At 63.3% G+C, this 16,098-nt stretch carries 17 protein-coding genes; 11 read left to right on the top strand and 6 right to left on the bottom strand.

Annotation, left to right across the window (positions count from 1 at the left end; translation table 11 throughout):
* Positions 1–40: 40 nt before the first annotated feature.
* The gene (locus ACWF6P_RS24770; protein WP_452622862.1) at positions 41–1,045 is read left to right on the top strand and encodes a DMT family transporter; all 1,005 of its coding nucleotides are present in this window, start codon (positions 41–43) and stop codon (positions 1,043–1,045) included.
* Here ACWF6P_RS24770 and ACWF6P_RS24765 read toward each other — a convergent pair.
* The 3 genes from ACWF6P_RS24765 to ACWF6P_RS24755 form a co-directional block, all read right to left on the bottom strand.
* Positions 1,007–1,840: an SDR family NAD(P)-dependent oxidoreductase gene (locus ACWF6P_RS24765; RefSeq protein ID WP_452622861.1), complete on the bottom strand. Its 834-nt coding sequence runs from the start codon at positions 1,838–1,840 to the stop codon at positions 1,007–1,009. The two genes, ACWF6P_RS24770 and ACWF6P_RS24765, sit on opposite strands and share 39 nt — an antisense overlap.
* Positions 1,837–2,334 carry a nuclear transport factor 2 family protein gene (locus ACWF6P_RS24760; protein WP_452622860.1) on the bottom strand — a complete coding sequence of 166 codons (498 nt, stop codon included), beginning with the start codon at positions 2,332–2,334 and terminating at the stop codon, positions 1,837–1,839. The genes ACWF6P_RS24765 and ACWF6P_RS24760 overlap by 4 nt, the downstream gene beginning before the upstream one ends.
* Positions 2,335–2,427: 93 nt before the next feature.
* Positions 2,428–3,063 carry a TetR/AcrR family transcriptional regulator gene (locus ACWF6P_RS24755; RefSeq protein ID WP_452622859.1) on the bottom strand — a complete coding sequence of 212 codons (636 nt, stop codon included), beginning with the start codon at positions 3,061–3,063 and terminating at the stop codon, positions 2,428–2,430.
* A gap of 83 nt (positions 3,064–3,146) precedes the next feature.
* Between ACWF6P_RS24755 and ACWF6P_RS24750 the strand changes: the two genes are divergently transcribed.
* Positions 3,147–4,571 carry an MFS transporter gene (locus tag ACWF6P_RS24750; protein WP_452622858.1) on the top strand — a complete coding sequence of 475 codons (1,425 nt, stop codon included), beginning with the start codon at positions 3,147–3,149 and terminating at the stop codon, positions 4,569–4,571.
* Positions 4,572–4,625: 54 nt separating this feature from the next.
* Here ACWF6P_RS24750 and ACWF6P_RS24745 read toward each other — a convergent pair whose 3' ends face one another.
* The gene (locus tag ACWF6P_RS24745; RefSeq protein WP_452622857.1) at positions 4,626–5,081 is read right to left on the bottom strand and encodes a ferritin-like domain-containing protein; all 456 of its coding nucleotides are present in this window, start codon (positions 5,079–5,081) and stop codon (positions 4,626–4,628) included.
* Positions 5,078–5,530, bottom strand: a complete 453-nt coding sequence (locus ACWF6P_RS24740; RefSeq protein WP_452622915.1) for a hypothetical protein — start codon at positions 5,528–5,530, stop codon at positions 5,078–5,080. Before ACWF6P_RS24740 ends, ACWF6P_RS24745 begins: the two co-directional genes overlap by 4 nt.
* Positions 5,531–5,801: 271 nt before the next feature.
* Between ACWF6P_RS24740 and rimP the strand changes: the two genes are divergently transcribed.
* From rimP to ACWF6P_RS24715, 5 genes are all read left to right on the top strand, one after another.
* Positions 5,802–6,410: a ribosome maturation factor RimP gene (gene rimP / locus ACWF6P_RS24735; protein WP_452622856.1), complete on the top strand. Its 609-nt coding sequence runs from the start codon at positions 5,802–5,804 to the stop codon at positions 6,408–6,410.
* The gene (nusA, locus tag ACWF6P_RS24730) at positions 6,407–7,438 is read left to right on the top strand and encodes a transcription termination factor NusA (RefSeq protein ID WP_452622855.1); all 1,032 of its coding nucleotides are present in this window, start codon (positions 6,407–6,409) and stop codon (positions 7,436–7,438) included. The genes rimP and nusA overlap by 4 nt, the downstream gene beginning before the upstream one ends.
* 44 nt (positions 7,439–7,482) lie before the next feature.
* Complete coding sequence (locus ACWF6P_RS24725; RefSeq protein ID WP_452622854.1) at positions 7,483–7,833, top strand: YlxR family protein; 351 nt, start codon at positions 7,483–7,485, stop codon at positions 7,831–7,833.
* Between the two features lie 108 nt (positions 7,834–7,941).
* Positions 7,942–10,884, top strand: coding sequence for a translation initiation factor IF-2 (gene infB / locus ACWF6P_RS24720; RefSeq protein WP_452622853.1), 2,943 nt, complete (start codon positions 7,942–7,944; stop codon positions 10,882–10,884).
* Positions 10,885–10,997: 113 nt separating this feature from the next.
* Entirely contained in the window at positions 10,998–11,288 is a 291-nt protein-coding gene (locus tag ACWF6P_RS24715; RefSeq protein ID WP_003942205.1) for a DUF503 domain-containing protein, read from the top strand.
* Between the two features lie 3 nt (positions 11,289–11,291).
* Here ACWF6P_RS24715 and ACWF6P_RS24710 read toward each other — a convergent pair whose 3' ends face one another.
* Complete coding sequence (locus ACWF6P_RS24710) at positions 11,292–12,035, bottom strand: glyoxalase (RefSeq protein ID WP_452622852.1); 744 nt, start codon at positions 12,033–12,035, stop codon at positions 11,292–11,294.
* Positions 12,036–12,284: 249 nt separating this feature from the next.
* Between ACWF6P_RS24710 and rbfA the strand changes: the two genes are divergently transcribed.
* From rbfA to ACWF6P_RS24690, 4 genes are read left to right on the top strand one after another with little or no spacing between them, the layout of a single operon-like run.
* The gene (rbfA, locus tag ACWF6P_RS24705) at positions 12,285–12,764 is read left to right on the top strand and encodes a 30S ribosome-binding factor RbfA (RefSeq protein ID WP_283303841.1); all 480 of its coding nucleotides are present in this window, start codon (positions 12,285–12,287) and stop codon (positions 12,762–12,764) included.
* Between the two features lie 12 nt (positions 12,765–12,776).
* A complete protein-coding gene (locus tag ACWF6P_RS24700) occupies positions 12,777–13,769 on the top strand; it encodes a DHH family phosphoesterase (RefSeq protein ID WP_452622851.1) in 993 nt (330 codons plus the stop codon).
* Between the two features lie 10 nt (positions 13,770–13,779).
* On the top strand, positions 13,780–15,183 hold the full coding sequence (locus ACWF6P_RS24695; protein WP_452622850.1) for an MATE family efflux transporter: 1,404 nt from the start codon (positions 13,780–13,782) through the stop codon (positions 15,181–15,183).
* Complete coding sequence (locus tag ACWF6P_RS24690) at positions 15,168–16,091, top strand: metallophosphoesterase family protein (protein WP_317827802.1); 924 nt, start codon at positions 15,168–15,170, stop codon at positions 16,089–16,091. Before ACWF6P_RS24695 ends, ACWF6P_RS24690 begins: the two co-directional genes overlap by 16 nt.
* Positions 16,092–16,098 lie beyond the last annotated feature (7 nt).

Below are 16,098 nucleotides of genomic sequence, written 5' to 3'. Positions count from 1 at the left end.
ACCAGTTTCGCAGGTTGGTGCGCTACTGCTATCGTAAAACATGAGTATCAAGAGTAGCGCTATCGCCACGCCGCAGGCACTGCTACCGACGACATCGTCTCGATCCGGTTTGTGGTGGGGCTTGCTCGGAGTGCTGGCGTTCTCGTTCACCGTTCCGCTCACGAGAGTCGCCGTCGCGGATCTCGACCCCTTGTTTGTCGGTGCGGGCCGCGCCGTCGTTGCCGGAGTCCTTGCGATTGTGATGCTTTCGGTAACTCGCGCGACGCTTCCGACGCTTCGGCAATGGTTGCGGATCGCACTCGTGACCGTTGGCGCGGTTCTGGGGTTTTCACTGTTCACCACGTTTGCGTTGCAGACATCGCCGGCAAGTCACGCGGCGGTGGTGATCGGTCTACTTCCCGCGGCTACCGCGGTTTTTGCCGTCGTTCGAGGAAAAGAGCGCCCCAGTCCGGGATTCTGGTGGGCAAGCGCCGCCGGTGCGGTGTCCGTCGTAGGGTTCGTGGCCGTCGCAAACGGTGGACTCGGCTCGTTCCATCTCGCTGACCTTCTTCTGTTCGCCGCGGTTGTGTGTGCAGCGCTGGCATATTCGGAAGGTGCGTTGCTGGCGCGCGAGATCGGCTCGTGGCAGACGATTGCCTGGGCATTGATTCTCGGACTGCCGGTAACGATTGCGTTGACGGTGGCGTCCATGGCACAGGCCTCGGTCTCTGCCGATACGAACTCGTGGCTTTCGTTTGCCTACCTGGGGTGCGTGAGTATGTTTCTCGGGTTCTTCCCCTGGTACCGGGGCCTGGCGATCGGTCCCATTTCCACAGTGAGCCAAACACAGCTGGTTCAACCGGTGCTCAGCATCGCGTGGTCGGCGCTGATACTCGGTGAGGCGTTGTCGCCCTCGATCATGGCCGGTGGCGTCGTCGTGATCGGTTGCGCCTGGCTTGCTTTGAAGGCCCGAGTGGCAGCGCCGCGTGCTGTGTCGGCACGCGACGCGCCTACTGCTGCAGATGACTCAGAAAAGCGGCCCGCCGCCGAAGGCACTGCGATGTGACGCCGGTTGTTTCCCGTTGGCGTCGGTGATCCCGTATTCGACAGCCGTTTCGGCGGTGATCAGAGTGTGACCGCTGCGCGCGTTCACTTCTGGGTCGTTGGCCAACGCGGTGATGACCTGACCGACGAATTCCGGGGTTTCGGCCTCGGCCAGTGAGAAGCCTTCGAAGCTCTCGATTCCGCTCGCTTCCATGCGTTCGTTGCGGATCAATCCGAGCCAGAAGGACAGCGCGGTGACGCCGGTTCCCTTCAACTCGACGGCCATGTCCGCAGCCATCTTGTCCAAGCCTGCCTTCGACATGCCGTACAGCACCGAGTGCAGGTACCCGCGGGTCCCGAATGACGAGATGTTGCCGATCACTCCGCTGCCCCGGGGAACCATCAACTTGGCCGCTTCCACCGAAGCAACATAGTGGGCACGTAGTCCGATCCCGATCAGCGAATCCCAATCGTCGATCGGCCTCTTCCAGAACGGATCAGCGAAGCCTGCATAGCCGGCCGGGTTGGCCCAGACGTTGTTGACCAGGAGATCGAGGCGGCCTGACTGTTCGTCTGCGATACGTGCAAATAGATCGACGATCTGCTGATCGTCGCTGTGATCGCACTGCACGGCAATGCCGTGACCACCGCGCTCGGTGATCTCCGCCGCGGTGCGATCGAGCGGGCCGTCAGCGCCGACGGTTCCTCGTGCCGTCACGTACACAGTCCACCCGTCGCTTCCCAGTGTGAGGGCAATGCCCTTACCGACGCTCCGGCTGGCACCGGTTACGAGCGCAACTTTTCCGTTCGTCGTCATCGCGGCCCACCCAACGAACCCTCGGCGATGTCAGCGTCAGGGGACAGGGGAGTGGTGATCGACCACGTCTCCGTGAAGTGGCATTGACTCATTTTCCACACACCGTCCTCGATCACGTATTTGTCGTCGTATTCCCCGGTCATCAACTTCTCGGTGCGTCCGACGGTGTCGACCTGGCGGAACTGCAGGGTCCATCGACCTACCGCGGAAGTCTCCGAGGTCAGTGCGATATCGGGATGCAATCCGTGATGCATGTCGAGGACCGCGTACTGGCCGTCGACCTTGCGGAGGGCGATCTTCTCGAAGATGTCCGCCATCGGCCCCGCGTCGTCGAACGCGCCGAGGCGACCGTAGTCGATCGACGCTCCGGAACGGATGAAGCTGTTGCGGAACTGAACTGGATCTTTGGCGTCACATGCTCGCCAGTAGCCGTGCTTGAGCTTCTTGATTTCCTCGATCTGTTCGAGCGCGTCGAGGCGTTGTGCGAGATCCAACGTCGGTCCTTTTCGTCTGGGTTTCCCGGAGACATGTCGGATCGACTGTAGGGTGTCCTCAGTCACATGTGTGGAGTTTTTCCCAGTGACCGGTCAGGAAATGCTGTCGGTTTCGCTCGAGGATTCGTCGCCGGTGAGCGTGATCGCAGTCGAGTCGCTGAAGACGCTGCCCCAGAGCTCGCCGAGTGCCGGATCTTCTTCGGCGTGTTCGGGCGCCATCATTGCGAGCAGATTGTTGATCAGCATCCCGTTCGCGATGAACAAACGCGCTTGCTCGGGCGTGCAGCCGGTGCGCTCACGCAGCAAGCTGTAGATGCCGGACATGGCGGTCCGGGACACGGCGGCGACATCATCGGTGCTGGTGGCGAAGCCGTGCAACATGACAAGCAGTAGGTCTCGGTCGAGAACCAGTTCACCGTAGGCGGATCCGAGCTCGGCCCAGAATTGCGGATTGCTCGGATCGATCGTGACCGTATCCAATTTGTCGTTGAAGGTGCGCACGATTTCGTCGAGCGCGCGCGTGAACACCGCGTGGAACAGATCTGCCTTGGTTCCGAACATGCGCACGACGTAGGGCTGCGAGACACCGGCTTCTTTGGCGACAGCGTCCGTACTGGTCCCGGAGTATCCGCCCTTTGCGAAGGCTCGCGTTGCCGCGGCAAGGACGAGCGCGCGACGTTCCGGTGCGCTCATCCTGCGGGTACGTGGTTCAGCTGCACCGATCGACATGTTGACACGTTATCACCGGATAGCTTAGTTTCGGCTTAAGTAATCATTCGATGCCTTAAGGCACCTTCACTCGAGGAATCACGATGACCGTTTTGACGAAGTCCGGATCGGACGCCGCATCCGGGTCGGAAAACAGTGGAGGACGGAAGGTTCCGATCGCGATAGCGATGGTTGCTGCCTCTCTGCCCATGTTCATGGCCACCCTCGACAACCTCGTGATGACGAGCGCGCTGCCGGTGATCGAGAAGGAGTTGAACGCGTCCGTCGGGCAACTTCAGTGGTTCATGAACGCGTACACGCTCTGCTTTGCGACGCTGATGCTTTCGGCGACGACGCTCGGCGATCGGTGGGGACGCCGCCGGATGTTCGTGTTCGGAATCGGGCTGTTCACGGCGGCATCGATTGCTTCGGCGTTGTCGACGACACCAAGCCTGCTGATCGCGGCCCGAGCTTTTCAGGGCGCCGGCGCTGCCGCGATCATGCCGCTCTCACTCACTCTCCTCGTAGCAGCCGTACCGGAAGCCAAGCGCGCCATGGCAATCGGCGTGTGGGGTGGAGTCTCCGGGCTGGGAGTCGCGATGGGTCCGGTTGTCGGTGGAGCAGTAGTCGACGGGTTCTCATGGCAGGGCATCTTCTGGATCAACGTGCCGGTTGCGATCGTCGCTGTTCCTCTCGCGTTGTACGCGTTGCGCGAATCGACTGGTCGCACACAGCCTCTCGATCTTCCCGGTGTCGCGCTCGCCGGGCTCGGCGTGTTTCTGGCGGTATGGGGAATCGTTCACGGCAACGACGAGGGCTGGGGATCCTTCGGAGTGGTGGCGTCGCTGGTGGGTTCCGCAGTTGCCCTGGCGCTGTTCGTTCTTCGCGAGATGAAGACGTCGCATCCGGTGATGCCCCTACGTCTGTTCCGCTCACGCAGCTTCTCGATGGCGAACGTCATCGGCTTGACCTTCTCGATCGGTATCTTCGGGGCGGTGTTCCTGCTGTCGCAGTACCTCCAGATCGTGATGGGCTACAGCCCGTTCCAAGCAGGCCTGCGGACGCTTCCGTGGACGGCAGCGCCGATGATCTTCGCGCCTCTCGCCGGTTTTCTGGCACCGAAGGTCGGGCTCCGTTCGCTCCTGCTGACCGGACTGTTGCTCCAGGCCGGAGCCCTGTTCTGGTTGGCCGCGTTGATCGGTCCGGACGTGACGTACGGGTCGCTGGTTCCGGCGCTGCTGATGGCCGGCATCGGCATGGGCTTGACCTTCGCGCCGAGTTCGACAGCTGTGCTCGTCGACATGGACGAACCCGATCACGGAACGGCCAGTTCGACGAACTCCACGCTTCGTGAGATCGGTGTTGCTCTGGGAATCGCAGTTCTCACCGCAGTTTTCCTCGCCGCCGGCGGTGCGCTCACTCCGCTGGGCTACGGCGATGCACTGACACCCGCTCTGCGCGTCGGCGGTTGCTTCGTGTTGGTCGCGGTGGTCGCGGCGTGGTTCGTGCCCTCGCATCGCAAGGCCTGAAAAACTGCTGTGCGCCTTTATTAACCGCCGGGGGTTAATAAAGGCGCACAGCAGTTACGTGGTCGGGTCCCCCGGAAACGCTGAGGTGGCCGGAGTGGTTCCCAGTGCGGACCGCCAACCGGCACCGCGGATTGCCGCATCGGTGAGGCCGTCGATGCCGAACGTGCGGAGTTGGTCGGTGTCGACCTGTTCGACAAATGCACGGTAGGTCACGGCAGTGTCGGCTTCGATCTGTGCAGCCAGTTGTGCTGCGGTAACGGCATCGGTCACCGGGAACGGAATCTCGTAGGCCGCTGCGGCTGTCGGCGGGGTCTCGCCGGCTTCGGTCGAGAGTGCGACCAGAGCATCGCGTCGAGCGCGGTGCGCAGCTGTATGCGTGGCAACTTCGTTGACGCGGGCAGGGTTCGAAAATGCGGCGACTACTCCGTAAGCGAAGATCGCGGCATTCTCGGATTCGATGGCGGTCAGCAAGGCAGAGCTCTCGGATCGACGGTTGTGCGAAGTGATCACGGAAGCAACACCGCAACCTGGGTTGAACACGACGCGCTGATCGAGCCGAGCAAGCCTGCGCGATAGCCGGACATCGTCCGTGCCAGGTCCGCGGCACTGCGCGCCGAATCGGCCAGCGAGGTACTCAGCGTGTCGACGCCCGCAGGAGCGTTCGCGGCCGAGGTTGACGGCGATGCAGTGGTCGTAGCGGCGGCGGCGCCCGCTGCCCGCGCAATCTCGGCGTCGAGTTCGAGTGCATGCGCTGTTCGTTCGGCGCTGATCGTCGTCAGCGAGGCCGACTTGTCCGGTGCAAGAGCGATCGCGGCGGTTGCCGCTGCCGCGTCCGAACGGGCTCGCTCGGCCTGGGCTGTCAGCTGGTCGACTTCTGCAGCCGCCTCCGCTGTGCCGTCGTCGGTGCAGGCGGACAAGGTGAAGGCTGCAGCGCCCAACACTGCTGCGGTTCCCGTCATCTTGATCGCACTCCGCCGGGAGAGTGGGGTAGTGGTCATGGGCGTCAGCACCAGTCCATCGTGCCAGGTGGTCGGCCGATCGTTCGAATCCGCGGGTCGTGTTCAACTGTGACGTGCGTCGGGCACTCTGGTCACGGAGACGCGCAATGAGCGGTACTCTTGGATGCTTGCAGCATGTGGCACCTGGTGTCTTTTCATGCTCGCAGCCGCCCACGTCGACCGTCGACACAAGTCGGACAATCGACGACAACTGAAATGAGGAGTTCGCGAGATGCCGGTGCCATCCAGGGAGAGGGTGATCGAGCTGATCTCCGAACTCGTGCACGCCCAGGGTTACGACGTCGAAGACGTAGTCGTGACCAATGCGGGCAAGCACAGCGCGGTGCGCATCATGGTCGACAGCGATGCCGGGATCGAACTCGATGCCGCCGCAGAGATCAGCAGACTCGTTTCGGAACTCTTCGACAGTCTCGAGGAAATCGGTGAAACGCCGTACACCCTCGAGGTGACCTCGCCGGGAATCGATCGTCCGCTGACGCTCGAGCGTCACTGGCGTCGAGCCCGGGGACGTAAGGCGCGCATCGATCTGGCCGGCGAGACCGTAGTGGGCCGTATCGGAATGTTGAACGACGATTCGGTTGCGGTTGTCATCGGTGGGCGCGGCGGGCTGACCGTGCGAGAGATTGCCCTGGCCGACGTACAGAAGGCGGTCGTTCAGGTGGAGTTCTCGAAGCCCAGTGAGGCGGAGTTGGAACTCGCTGGCGGCATTCCGGAGGGCCGTGCAGTCCCGTCGGATGCGATCGATGTCGGTGTCGACAGCACTGAAGACGACGAAGCAGAATTAGAAGACGTAGAAAACGAAGAAGGGTTCGACAAGTGAATATCGACATTGCAGCGTTGCGAGCGATCGAAGCCGAAAAAGGCGTCTCGATCGAAACTGTGATCGCCACGATCCAGACCGCGCTGCTGACGGCGTATCGCCACACCGAGGGACACAAGCAGAACGCTCGGATCGACGTCAACATCAAGACCGGCTCCGTGCGAGTGATGGCGCACGACACCGATGCAGACGGCAACATGATCGGCGAAGAGTGGGACGACACTCCTGAAGGATTCGGCCGGATCGCGGCGACAACCGCACGCCAGGTCATCCTGCAGCGCCTGCGCGACGCCGAGCACGAACGCAGTTTCGGTGAGTTCTCCACGCACGAGGGTGAGATCGTCGGCGGTGTCATCCAGCGCGACACACGCGCGAACTCTCGTGGAATGATCGTCGTTCGCATCGGCAGCGAATCCAACGGCGCCGAAGGGCTGCTGCCGCCGGCAGAACAAGTTCCCGGCGAGAACTACGAGCACGGTGAGCGCATCAAGTGCTACGTCGTCGGAGTTGCTCGCGGCGCCCGTGGCCCACAGATCACCCTGTCGCGGACCCACCCGAACCTGGTACGCAAATTGTTCGCCCTCGAGGTTCCGGAGATCGCGGACGGCAGCGTCGAGATCATCAACGTCGCGCGTGAAGCGGGACACCGTTCCAAGATCGCCGTTGCTTCACGCGTGCAGGGACTCAACGCGAAGGGCGCGTGCATCGGCCCGATGGGTCAGCGCGTCCGCAACGTCATGAGTGAACTCGCCGGGGAGAAGATCGACATCATCGACTTCGACGAAGATCCGGCGACCTTTGTCGGCAACGCACTTTCCCCGTCGAAAGTGGTCTCCGTCACTGTCGTAGATCCCGAAGCTCGTGCGGCCCGTGTCATCGTGCCCGATTTCCAGCTTTCGCTGGCCATCGGAAAAGAGGGCCAAAATGCCCGCCTGGCTGCACGGTTGACAGGTTGGCGCATTGACATTCGCAGTGATGCGGCACCCGTCGGCGACGCGTCCGAGCGGCCCGCCACGTCCAACGGATAACGGTGGAATGCAGTGATCGAGACGGTTCGGCGGTAGAGTGGACAATGGTTCGACGTGAGTCCTCGGATTCTGCGCGCGTGAAACCCGGTTTCCCGGTCAGAACGTGTGTGGGGTGCAGGGAACAAGGGTCGGCTGTCGATCTGTTAAGGGTCGTGGTTGGTGGGCAGGGGCCGGAGGGTTCCCCGCTGATCCCCGACGTATCGCGAAGACTCCCCGGTCGAGGTGCATGGCTGCACCTGGATCCGAGTTGTCTGAGCCTGGCAGAGCGGCGCCGAGCATTCAGCAGAGCACTGCGAGTGTCCGGAAATCTGGACACGTCCGCTGTCGACCAACTGGTCGACGCAGTTCACACAAAAGCAGTACCTCTCGAGAAGAACAGGCACAAGCACTCATGAGCACACCGTGAAGCACCAACGATGAACGTCCATCGGCGATAACCCGAGGTCGTGCGGGACCCACATCTGTGGGATGCCTCCTGCTCGACCTCATCAGTGAGGAGAGCAGTGGCAGGCAAGGCCCGCGTGCACGAGTTGGCTAAAGAACTCGGTGTCACCAGCAAGGAACTACTCGCAACGCTCAAAGAGCAAGGCGAGTTCGTGAAGTCTGCGTCATCCACAGTGGAGGCGCCCGTCGCCCGTCGTCTGCGGGAGTCATTCCCGTCGGCAGGCGGAGCAGAAACCAAGACCGAGACCGGCGCATCCGCTCCGGCCCGCCCCGCGGCAAAGCCCGGTGCACCGTCGCCGTCAGCTGCAAAGCCCGGCGCCCCGCGTCCCGGCCCCAAGCCGGCCGCACCCGCACCGGCCGCTCCCGCAGCACCGGCACCGGCAGCCCCCGCGGCTCCCGCAGCCGCTGCTCCGGCAGCACCGTCGGCGCCGGTCCCCACCCCGACGTTCAACGCTCCGAAGCCAGCACAGCCGGCACGCCCGGCTCCGGCTGCTCCCGCAGCGTCGGCACCGGCAGCCCCCGCGGCTCCGGCCGCACCGTCCACCGGCGCAAAGCCCGGCGGACCGCGTCCGGGACCGAAGGCACCTCGCGTCGGTAACAACCCGTACTCCTCGGCTCCCGCCGAGCGTCCGGCACCTCGTCCGGCTCCCGGCGCACCGCGTCCGGGTGCCAATCAGGGCGGTTCTCGTCCGGCTCCGGGTCAGGGCGGTCCCCGTCCGGCTCCCGGCCAGGGCGGTTCTCGTCCGGCTCCGGGTCAGGGCGGCCCCCGTCCGGCTCCCGGCCAGGGTGGACCTCGTCCGCCTGCAGGTCAGGGCGGACCCCGTCCCAGCCCCGGCTCCATGCCTCCTCGCCCGAACCCGGGTGCAATGCCTGCTCGTTCCGCTCGTCCCGCGCCCGGTGGCGGCGGACGTCCGGGTCGTCCCGGTGGCGCTCCCGGTGGTCGTCCGGGTGGCGGCGGCGGTGGATACCGCGGTGGCGGCGCTCCCGGCGCCGGTGCCGGTGCAGGTGCTCCCGGTGGAGCAGCTCCGGCCGGTGGATTCCGCGGTCGTCCCGGCGGCGGTGGCCGTCCCGGTCAGCGCGGCGCAGCGGCAGGTGCATTCGGTCGTCCCGGCGGAGCAGTTCGCCGTGGACGTAAGTCGAAGCGGGCGAAGCGCGCCGAGTACGAAAGCATGCAGGCTCCCGCAGTCGGCGGCGTCAGGCTGCCACGCGGCAACGGTGAGACCATCCGTCTCGCTCGCGGCGCATCGCTGTCGGACTTCGCGGACAAGATCGATGCGAACCCCGCAGCACTCGTGCAGGCGTTGTTCAACCTCGGTGAGATGGTCACGGCAACTCAGTCGGTCAACGACGAGACGCTGGAGCTGCTCGGCGGCGAAATGAACTACGTCGTGCAGGTCGTCAGCCCGGAGGACGAGGATCGCGAGCTGCTCGACAGCTTCGACCTCACCTACGGCGAGGACGCCGGCGGAGAAGAGGACCTCGAGTCCCGTCCGCCTGTGGTCACCGTCATGGGCCACGTCGACCACGGTAAGACCCGTCTGCTCGACGTGATCCGTAAGGCGAATGTCCGTGAGGGCGAAGCCGGCGGCATCACGCAGCACATCGGTGCCTACCAGGTGCTGACCGAGCTCGAGGGCAACGAGCGTCTCGTGACGTTCATCGACACCCCGGGTCACGAGGCCTTCACGGCCATGCGTGCTCGTGGTGCCAAGGCCACCGACCTCGCGATCCTTGTTGTCGCAGCCGACGACGGCGTCATGCCGCAGACGGTGGAAGCGATCAACCACGCCCAGGCGGCCGACGTGCCGATCGTGGTCGCGGTGAACAAGATCGACAAGGAAGGCGCGAACCCGGACAAGATCCGGCAGCAGCTCACCGAGTACGGACTGGTGGCCGAGGAATACGGCGGAGACACCATGTTCGTCGACATCTCGGCGAAGCAGGGCCTCAACATCGACGCACTGCTCGAAGCAGTGCTGTTGACGGCCGACGCTTCCCTGGATCTGCGCGCCAACCCGGACATGGACGCTCAGGGTGTTGCCATCGAGGCGCACCTCGACCGTGGCCGCGGCCCCGTCGCTACCGTGCTCATTCAGCGCGGAACGCTGCGGGTCGGCGACTCGATCGTTGCCGGTGATGCTTACGGCCGCGTCCGCCGCATGGTGGACGAGCACGGTCAGGACGTCCACGAGGCATTGCCTTCACGTCCGGTTCAGGTCATCGGCTTCACGTCGGTCCCCGGTGCAGGCGACAACCTGCTCGTGGTCGACGAGGACCGTATTGCTCGCCAGATCGCAGACCGTCGCAACGCACGTAAGCGCAACGCGCTTGCAGCGAAGAGTCGTAAGCGCATCAGCCTCGACGATCTCGATGCAGCTCTGAAGGAACATTCACAGCTGAACTTGATCCTCAAGGGTGACAACTCGGGAACCGTGGAGGCCCTCGAAGAGGCTCTCCTCGCAATTCCGATCGACGACGAGGTGCAGTTGCGCGTCATCGACCGCGGTGTCGGTGGCATCACGGAGACCAACGTCAACCTGGCTGCTGCGTCCAACGCGATCATCATCGGCTTCAATGTCCGCGCCGAAGGCAAGGCAACGGAGCTGGCGAACCGCGAGGGCGTCGACATTCGCTACTACTCGGTGATCTACCAGGCCATCGACGAGGTCGAGAAGGCCCTCAAGGGTCTGCTCAAGCCGGTGTACGAAGAGGTCGAGCTGGGCAAGGCAGAGATCCGCGCCATGTTCCGTTCGTCCAAGATCGGCAACATTGCCGGTTGCTTGGTCACGTCGGGCAGCATCCGTCGCAACGCCAAGGCACGTCTCATCCGCGACAGCAAGGTTGTCGCCGAGACGGTCACCATCTCCTCGCTCAAGCGGGAGAAGGAAGACGCTACCGAGGTTCGCGAAGGCTACGAATGTGGTTTGACCGTCACCTATTCCGATATCAAGATCGGTGACGTTCTCGAGTGCTACGAGCTTCGCGAGAAGCCGCGCGACTGATTATGTCGACACGGGCGTTGGGGCGGACGCACGTGAGTACTAGCTGACATGGACTCTCCCGGACTTGAACATACAAGTCGGGGGGAGTCCATTCGGCTCTGTCTAGGGGGAATATGTTTGTAGGGGCACTGGAGTTCGACATCCTTTTCGGGGATGTCCACTCACTCAAGGAAAAGCGTTCGATGCTGTCGCCGATCCTGACGGAACTCCGTCGATTCGGCGTGAGTGCAGCGGAGGCGGGGGAGCAGGGACGCCTGCGTCGTGCGCTCGTGGGCGTCGGTGTGGTCAGCTCGTCCGTCGATCACCTGCACGACGTTCTCGATCATTGTGAACGGGCAGTGGCCGAGCGTCCGGAGATTCAGTTGCTGGCAGTGCGAAGGCGAATCTTCGGCCCGGAAGACTGAGCGTCACCGATCGGTCTCAGTGAGCCACGCTTCCAGACGGCGTACCGAATCGAGTTCGTCGGCAAGGGATTCGGCGTCTGCGGGACCCAGTGTGACGCCGTCCACCGCGTCGCGCATTTTTCGCACAATCTCGGTTTCGCCCAGCGCAATGGCGATCTCGGCGCGAGCGGTCAGCGCTTTCACCAGATCCACCGCGCCGGCGCCGGGGAATCGACGTAGGCCGACGTCCAAAACCCGAGCGGCAGTGCGATCGTCGTTCTTGAATTCCCGAAGAATGCGGGCGTTGTCGACGACCCTCGCCAACCCTTTCAAGGACTTCGATCCGCCGTATTCGAGGTCTTCGGGTTCGTCACGCTGAATGAAGATGATGTTGTTGCCCGACGGATCGACGACGGTGAACCGACTCTGACCCGGCCGGAAGCGTGTGATTCGCGGCGCGCCCTTGGCGAGGACCTTCCCGTAGGCGGCGCGCAGTGCGAGCGTGAACGCGTGGTGGTAGGGCGCGACCGTGTCCACCATGACGAGGCATCCCGAGGACTCTTCGGCTGGATCGAACGTCGAACTGGGCTTCCCGTAGTGCAATTCGACACCGCGCCAACGGAACGCGAGATACAAGTAGGGGCGCGTCATCTCGTAGGTGACCTGAAATCCGAGTGCCTGCAGGAATTCGAGCGTGCTCGGCACGTCCGAGCACGGGAGAAGTGGGACGGTGGTCTCGTTCTCGACTACGGAGTCGATATCGGTCACAGGACTCTCCTCGATGCGATCAGGGTGGGGCTGATGTGTCGATGCTCACGCCCGATGTCCCCGGTTGCCGTAGAGATCGACGACGGGCCTGCCAGCGGTGTCAATGTGGTCGAGGACCTCTGCGTATGGTGATTTGGTTGCCGGGTAGCCGATGGACGAGACTGTTGTCGGTAATAATTCTTGTTAACCAGAACTTTGATCGATCGAGTCACCTCGATTCGAGTGGCCAGGTAGAGGAGACTGACAGTCATGGTAGATCCAGCCCGGGCACGCAAGTTGGCAAAGCGTATCGGAACCATCGTCGCAACCGCGATCGATCACGAGATCAAGGATCCGCGACTCGCTTTTGTGACCATCACGGATACCAAGGTCACGAACGATCTGCACGACGCGACGGTGTACTACACAGTCATGGGCGAGAAGGTCGATTCCGCGCCCGATGTAGAGGCCGCCGCTGCAGGGCTCGAGAAGGCCAAGGGTGTTCTGCGCTCGAAGGTCGGTGCCGGAACCGGAGTCCGCTTCACACCGACTCTGACGTTTGTCGCCGATACCGTTCCCGACACCGCGCGTCATATGGAAGAACTGCTGGCCCGTGCCAAGGCCGCCGACGACGAGGTCGCCAAGGCTCGTGAGAACGCTCAGCCCGCCGGAGATGCAGATCCGTACAAGGAGCCGCGAGTGGCGGCAGACGAAGACGAGGCGTCGCCAGATGTTCGTGAAGCCGACTGACGCGCACCGAGAATGACGATCACCGCACTTTCAGATGTCGACCCCTGCGAGGCGAAGTTCGCTCAGGTGGCCGAGGTTCTCGAAGCAGCACACACGGTGACAATTCTCTGCCATGTGCAGCCGGATGCGGACACGATCGGTAGCGGACTAGCACTCGGCCTCGTTCTCGAGGGTCGGGGCGTTTCGGTGCAGGTCGCGTTCAGTCGGCCGTCGGCGCTGCCCGAGTCGATGTGCGATTTCCCTGGTGTTCACTTGCTCGTGGCGCCCGCCGATGTTCGGGAAAGCGTCGATGTACTGGTGACCGTGGACGTCGGGAGTGAGGGCAGGCTCGGTGAGTTGGCGAGTCGACTCGCCGGCGCGAATCGCACGATCGTCCTCGATCACCATCGCTCCAATTCCGAATTCGGAACCATCAACGTCGTCGACGAAACCGCGGCTTCGACGACGGCACTCATCGCACGATTCTTCGATGCGTGGGGAATCGCGATCGATCGCGATCTTGCGCACTGTCTCTATGCCGGACTGGTCACCGACACTGGCTCCTTCCGTTGGGGCGGACCACTTCCGCACGTGCTCGCGGCGCGTTTGCTGGCGACCGGCATCGACGGCGACGCGATTGCGCGAAAGCTGCTCGACACCCATCCGTTCGGGTGGTTGCCGATGCTGGCTTCGGTACTCGGGTCCGCGGTGCTGGTCCCGGAAGCCGCGGACGGCCGTGGGCTGGTGTACGCGGTGATCCGACGCAGTGACATCGGCGATCTTCGTTCCGAGGAGATCGAAAGCGTCGTCGATATCGTGCGAACCACTTCGGAAGCCGAAGTTGCCGCGGTACTCAAGGAGTCGGTTTCCGGAAGCTGGTCGATCTCGTTGCGTGCAAAATCGGCGATCGACGTGTCGGCGGTCGCCGAAGGTCTTGGTGGTGGCGGGCATCGGCTGTCGGCCGGATATACGTCGACCACTTCGAGCGACGAGATTGTCGCCGCGCTCGTCGCGGCACTCGGCTGAATCCGCGGCATTGAGCGAATCCGACGCCACCTCGGCGGGATCTTCAGCAGCTGATTTCGACGTCACTGGACGACGAATCTTTTCCCTGGCGTTTCCGGCACTCGGGGTGCTGGCCGCCGAACCTCTCTATCTGTTGTTCGACATCGCCGTGGTCGGCCGACTCGGGGCGCTTCCGCTGGCCGGTTTGGCGGTCGGTGGTCTGATCCTGTCGTTGGTGAGTACGCAGCTGACCTTCTTGTCGTACGGGACGACGGCGCGCGCGGCACGGCTGCACGGAGCGGGCCGCGAGCGCGACGCGGTAGGCGAGGGCGTTCAGGCGACCTGGCTGGCGGCCGCAATCGGCTTGGCCTTGGTAGCGATCGTGCAGGTGATCGCCGGCCCGCTGACTTCGGCGGTGGCCGGAACTCCCGACATCGCCGCGGCTGCGGAAAGTTGGCTTCGGATAGCAGTATTGGGTGTTCCACTCATCCTGGTAGCCCTGGCCGGCAACGGCTGGATGCGCGGGGTTCAGAACACGGTGCGACCGCTTCGGTTCGTCCTTGTGGGTCTGGGTATTTCGGCGGTCTTGTGCCCGATTCTCGTGCACGGTTTGCTCGGTGCTCCGCGTATGGAACTCGAAGGGTCGGCTGTCGCGAATCTGGTTGGCCAGAGCGTTTCGGGTGTCCTGTTCGCCTGGGCGCTCTTTCGTGAACCGGTCTCCGCCCGACCGCATTTTGCGATCATGCGGGCGCAGATGCTGATGGGCCGTGACCTGATTCTGCGCAGCCTCGCATTCCAAGCGTGTTTCGTCTCTGCGGCCGCGGTGGCGTCGAGGTTCGGTGCAGCTGTAGTCGGCGCCCACCAAGTTGTCCTCCAACTGTGGAATCTGGTTTCGCTCCTTCTCGATTCATTGGCTATCGCCGCTCAGACGCTGATCGGAGCGGCACTCGGCGGCGGATTCGCAGCCGCGGCGAAGAAGATGACCTGGCGGATCACCGCATGGTCGACGGTATTTGCCGTGGTGCTCGCGATCTTCTTTGCCGCCGGCCACTCCGTGATCCCCGGACTCTTCACGTCCGACGCCGAGGTGCTCGGTCAGATGTCGATCGCGTGGTGGTTCTTCGTCGCGATCATGCCGGTAGCGGGAATCGTGTTTGCACTCGACGGTGTTCTACTGGGTGCCGGCGATGTGGTGTTTCTGCGCAACGCGACAATGCTCTGCGCAGTTCTCGGGTTTCTGCCCGCGATCTGGCTCTCCCTCGTCTACGACTGGGGTCTGGCCGGAATTTGGGCAGGGCTTACCGTGTTCGTAGTACTTCGGATGGTCGCGGTGTCGTGGCGAGCGTTTTCCGGCAAGTGGGCAGTGACAGGTCCGGCGACGGCGAGGCGCGGAAGTTCAACTGAGGAAGCAGAGGGATCGTGGCAGCAAAGTTGATGGCGGTGAGCGACATTCATGTCGGTCACAACGGCAACAAGCCGATGACGGAAGAACTGTTTCCGGATTCGCCTGACGACTGGCTCATCCTCGCCGGTGACGTCTCGGAGAAGACGGACGACATCCGGTGGGCGTTGAAGCTCCTTCGCAGCCGATTCGCAAAGGTCATCTGGATTCCGGGCAACCACGAGCTGTGGACGACCGCCAAGGATCCGGTTCAGATTCACGGAGCGCCGCGGTACGAGTACCTGGTCAACATGTGCCGCGAACTCGACGTCATCACGCCCGAGGACCCGTTCCCGGTCTGGGAGGGGGACGAGGGGCCGGTCACGGTCGTCCCGATGTTCCTTCTCTACGACTACTCGTTCCTGCCCGCAGGTGCGCGGGACAAGGAACACGGGCTCGAGATCGCGCGGGACAAGAACGTCGTCGCCACTGACGAGTTCCTACTCTCGCCGCAGCCGTATGCAACGCGCGACGCGTGGTGCCGGGCCAGAATCGAATACACCCAGGCACGGCTGGACGCGCTCCCCGAAGGCACAAAAACCGTTCTCGTGAACCATTTCCCGATGGTCCGGCAGCCGACGGATGTGCTCATGTATCCGGAGTTCGCATTGTGGTGCGGAACCACCGCGACCGCCGACTGGCACGTGAAGTACAACGCGGTGTGCTCGGTGTACGGACACCTGCACATTCCCCGAACCACGTACTACGACGGCGTCCGCTTCGAGGAAGTCTCACTCGGATACCCGCGCGAATGGCGTCGGCGCGGACTGCCGGAGAAACTGTTGCGTCAGATTCTTCCCGTTCCGGAGTACCCGCCGGGAACGCTCAACAAGTGGGGCGGCCACTTCAAGGTCACGCCCGAGCAGGAAGCCGAAGTCGAGCGCATGCGCGCCGGACGCTGAGAGGTAT

The sequence above is a fragment of the Rhodococcus sp. NPDC055024 genome (genome assembly GCF_053608585.1).
This window is presented reverse-complemented; position numbering and strand designations above follow the sequence as displayed.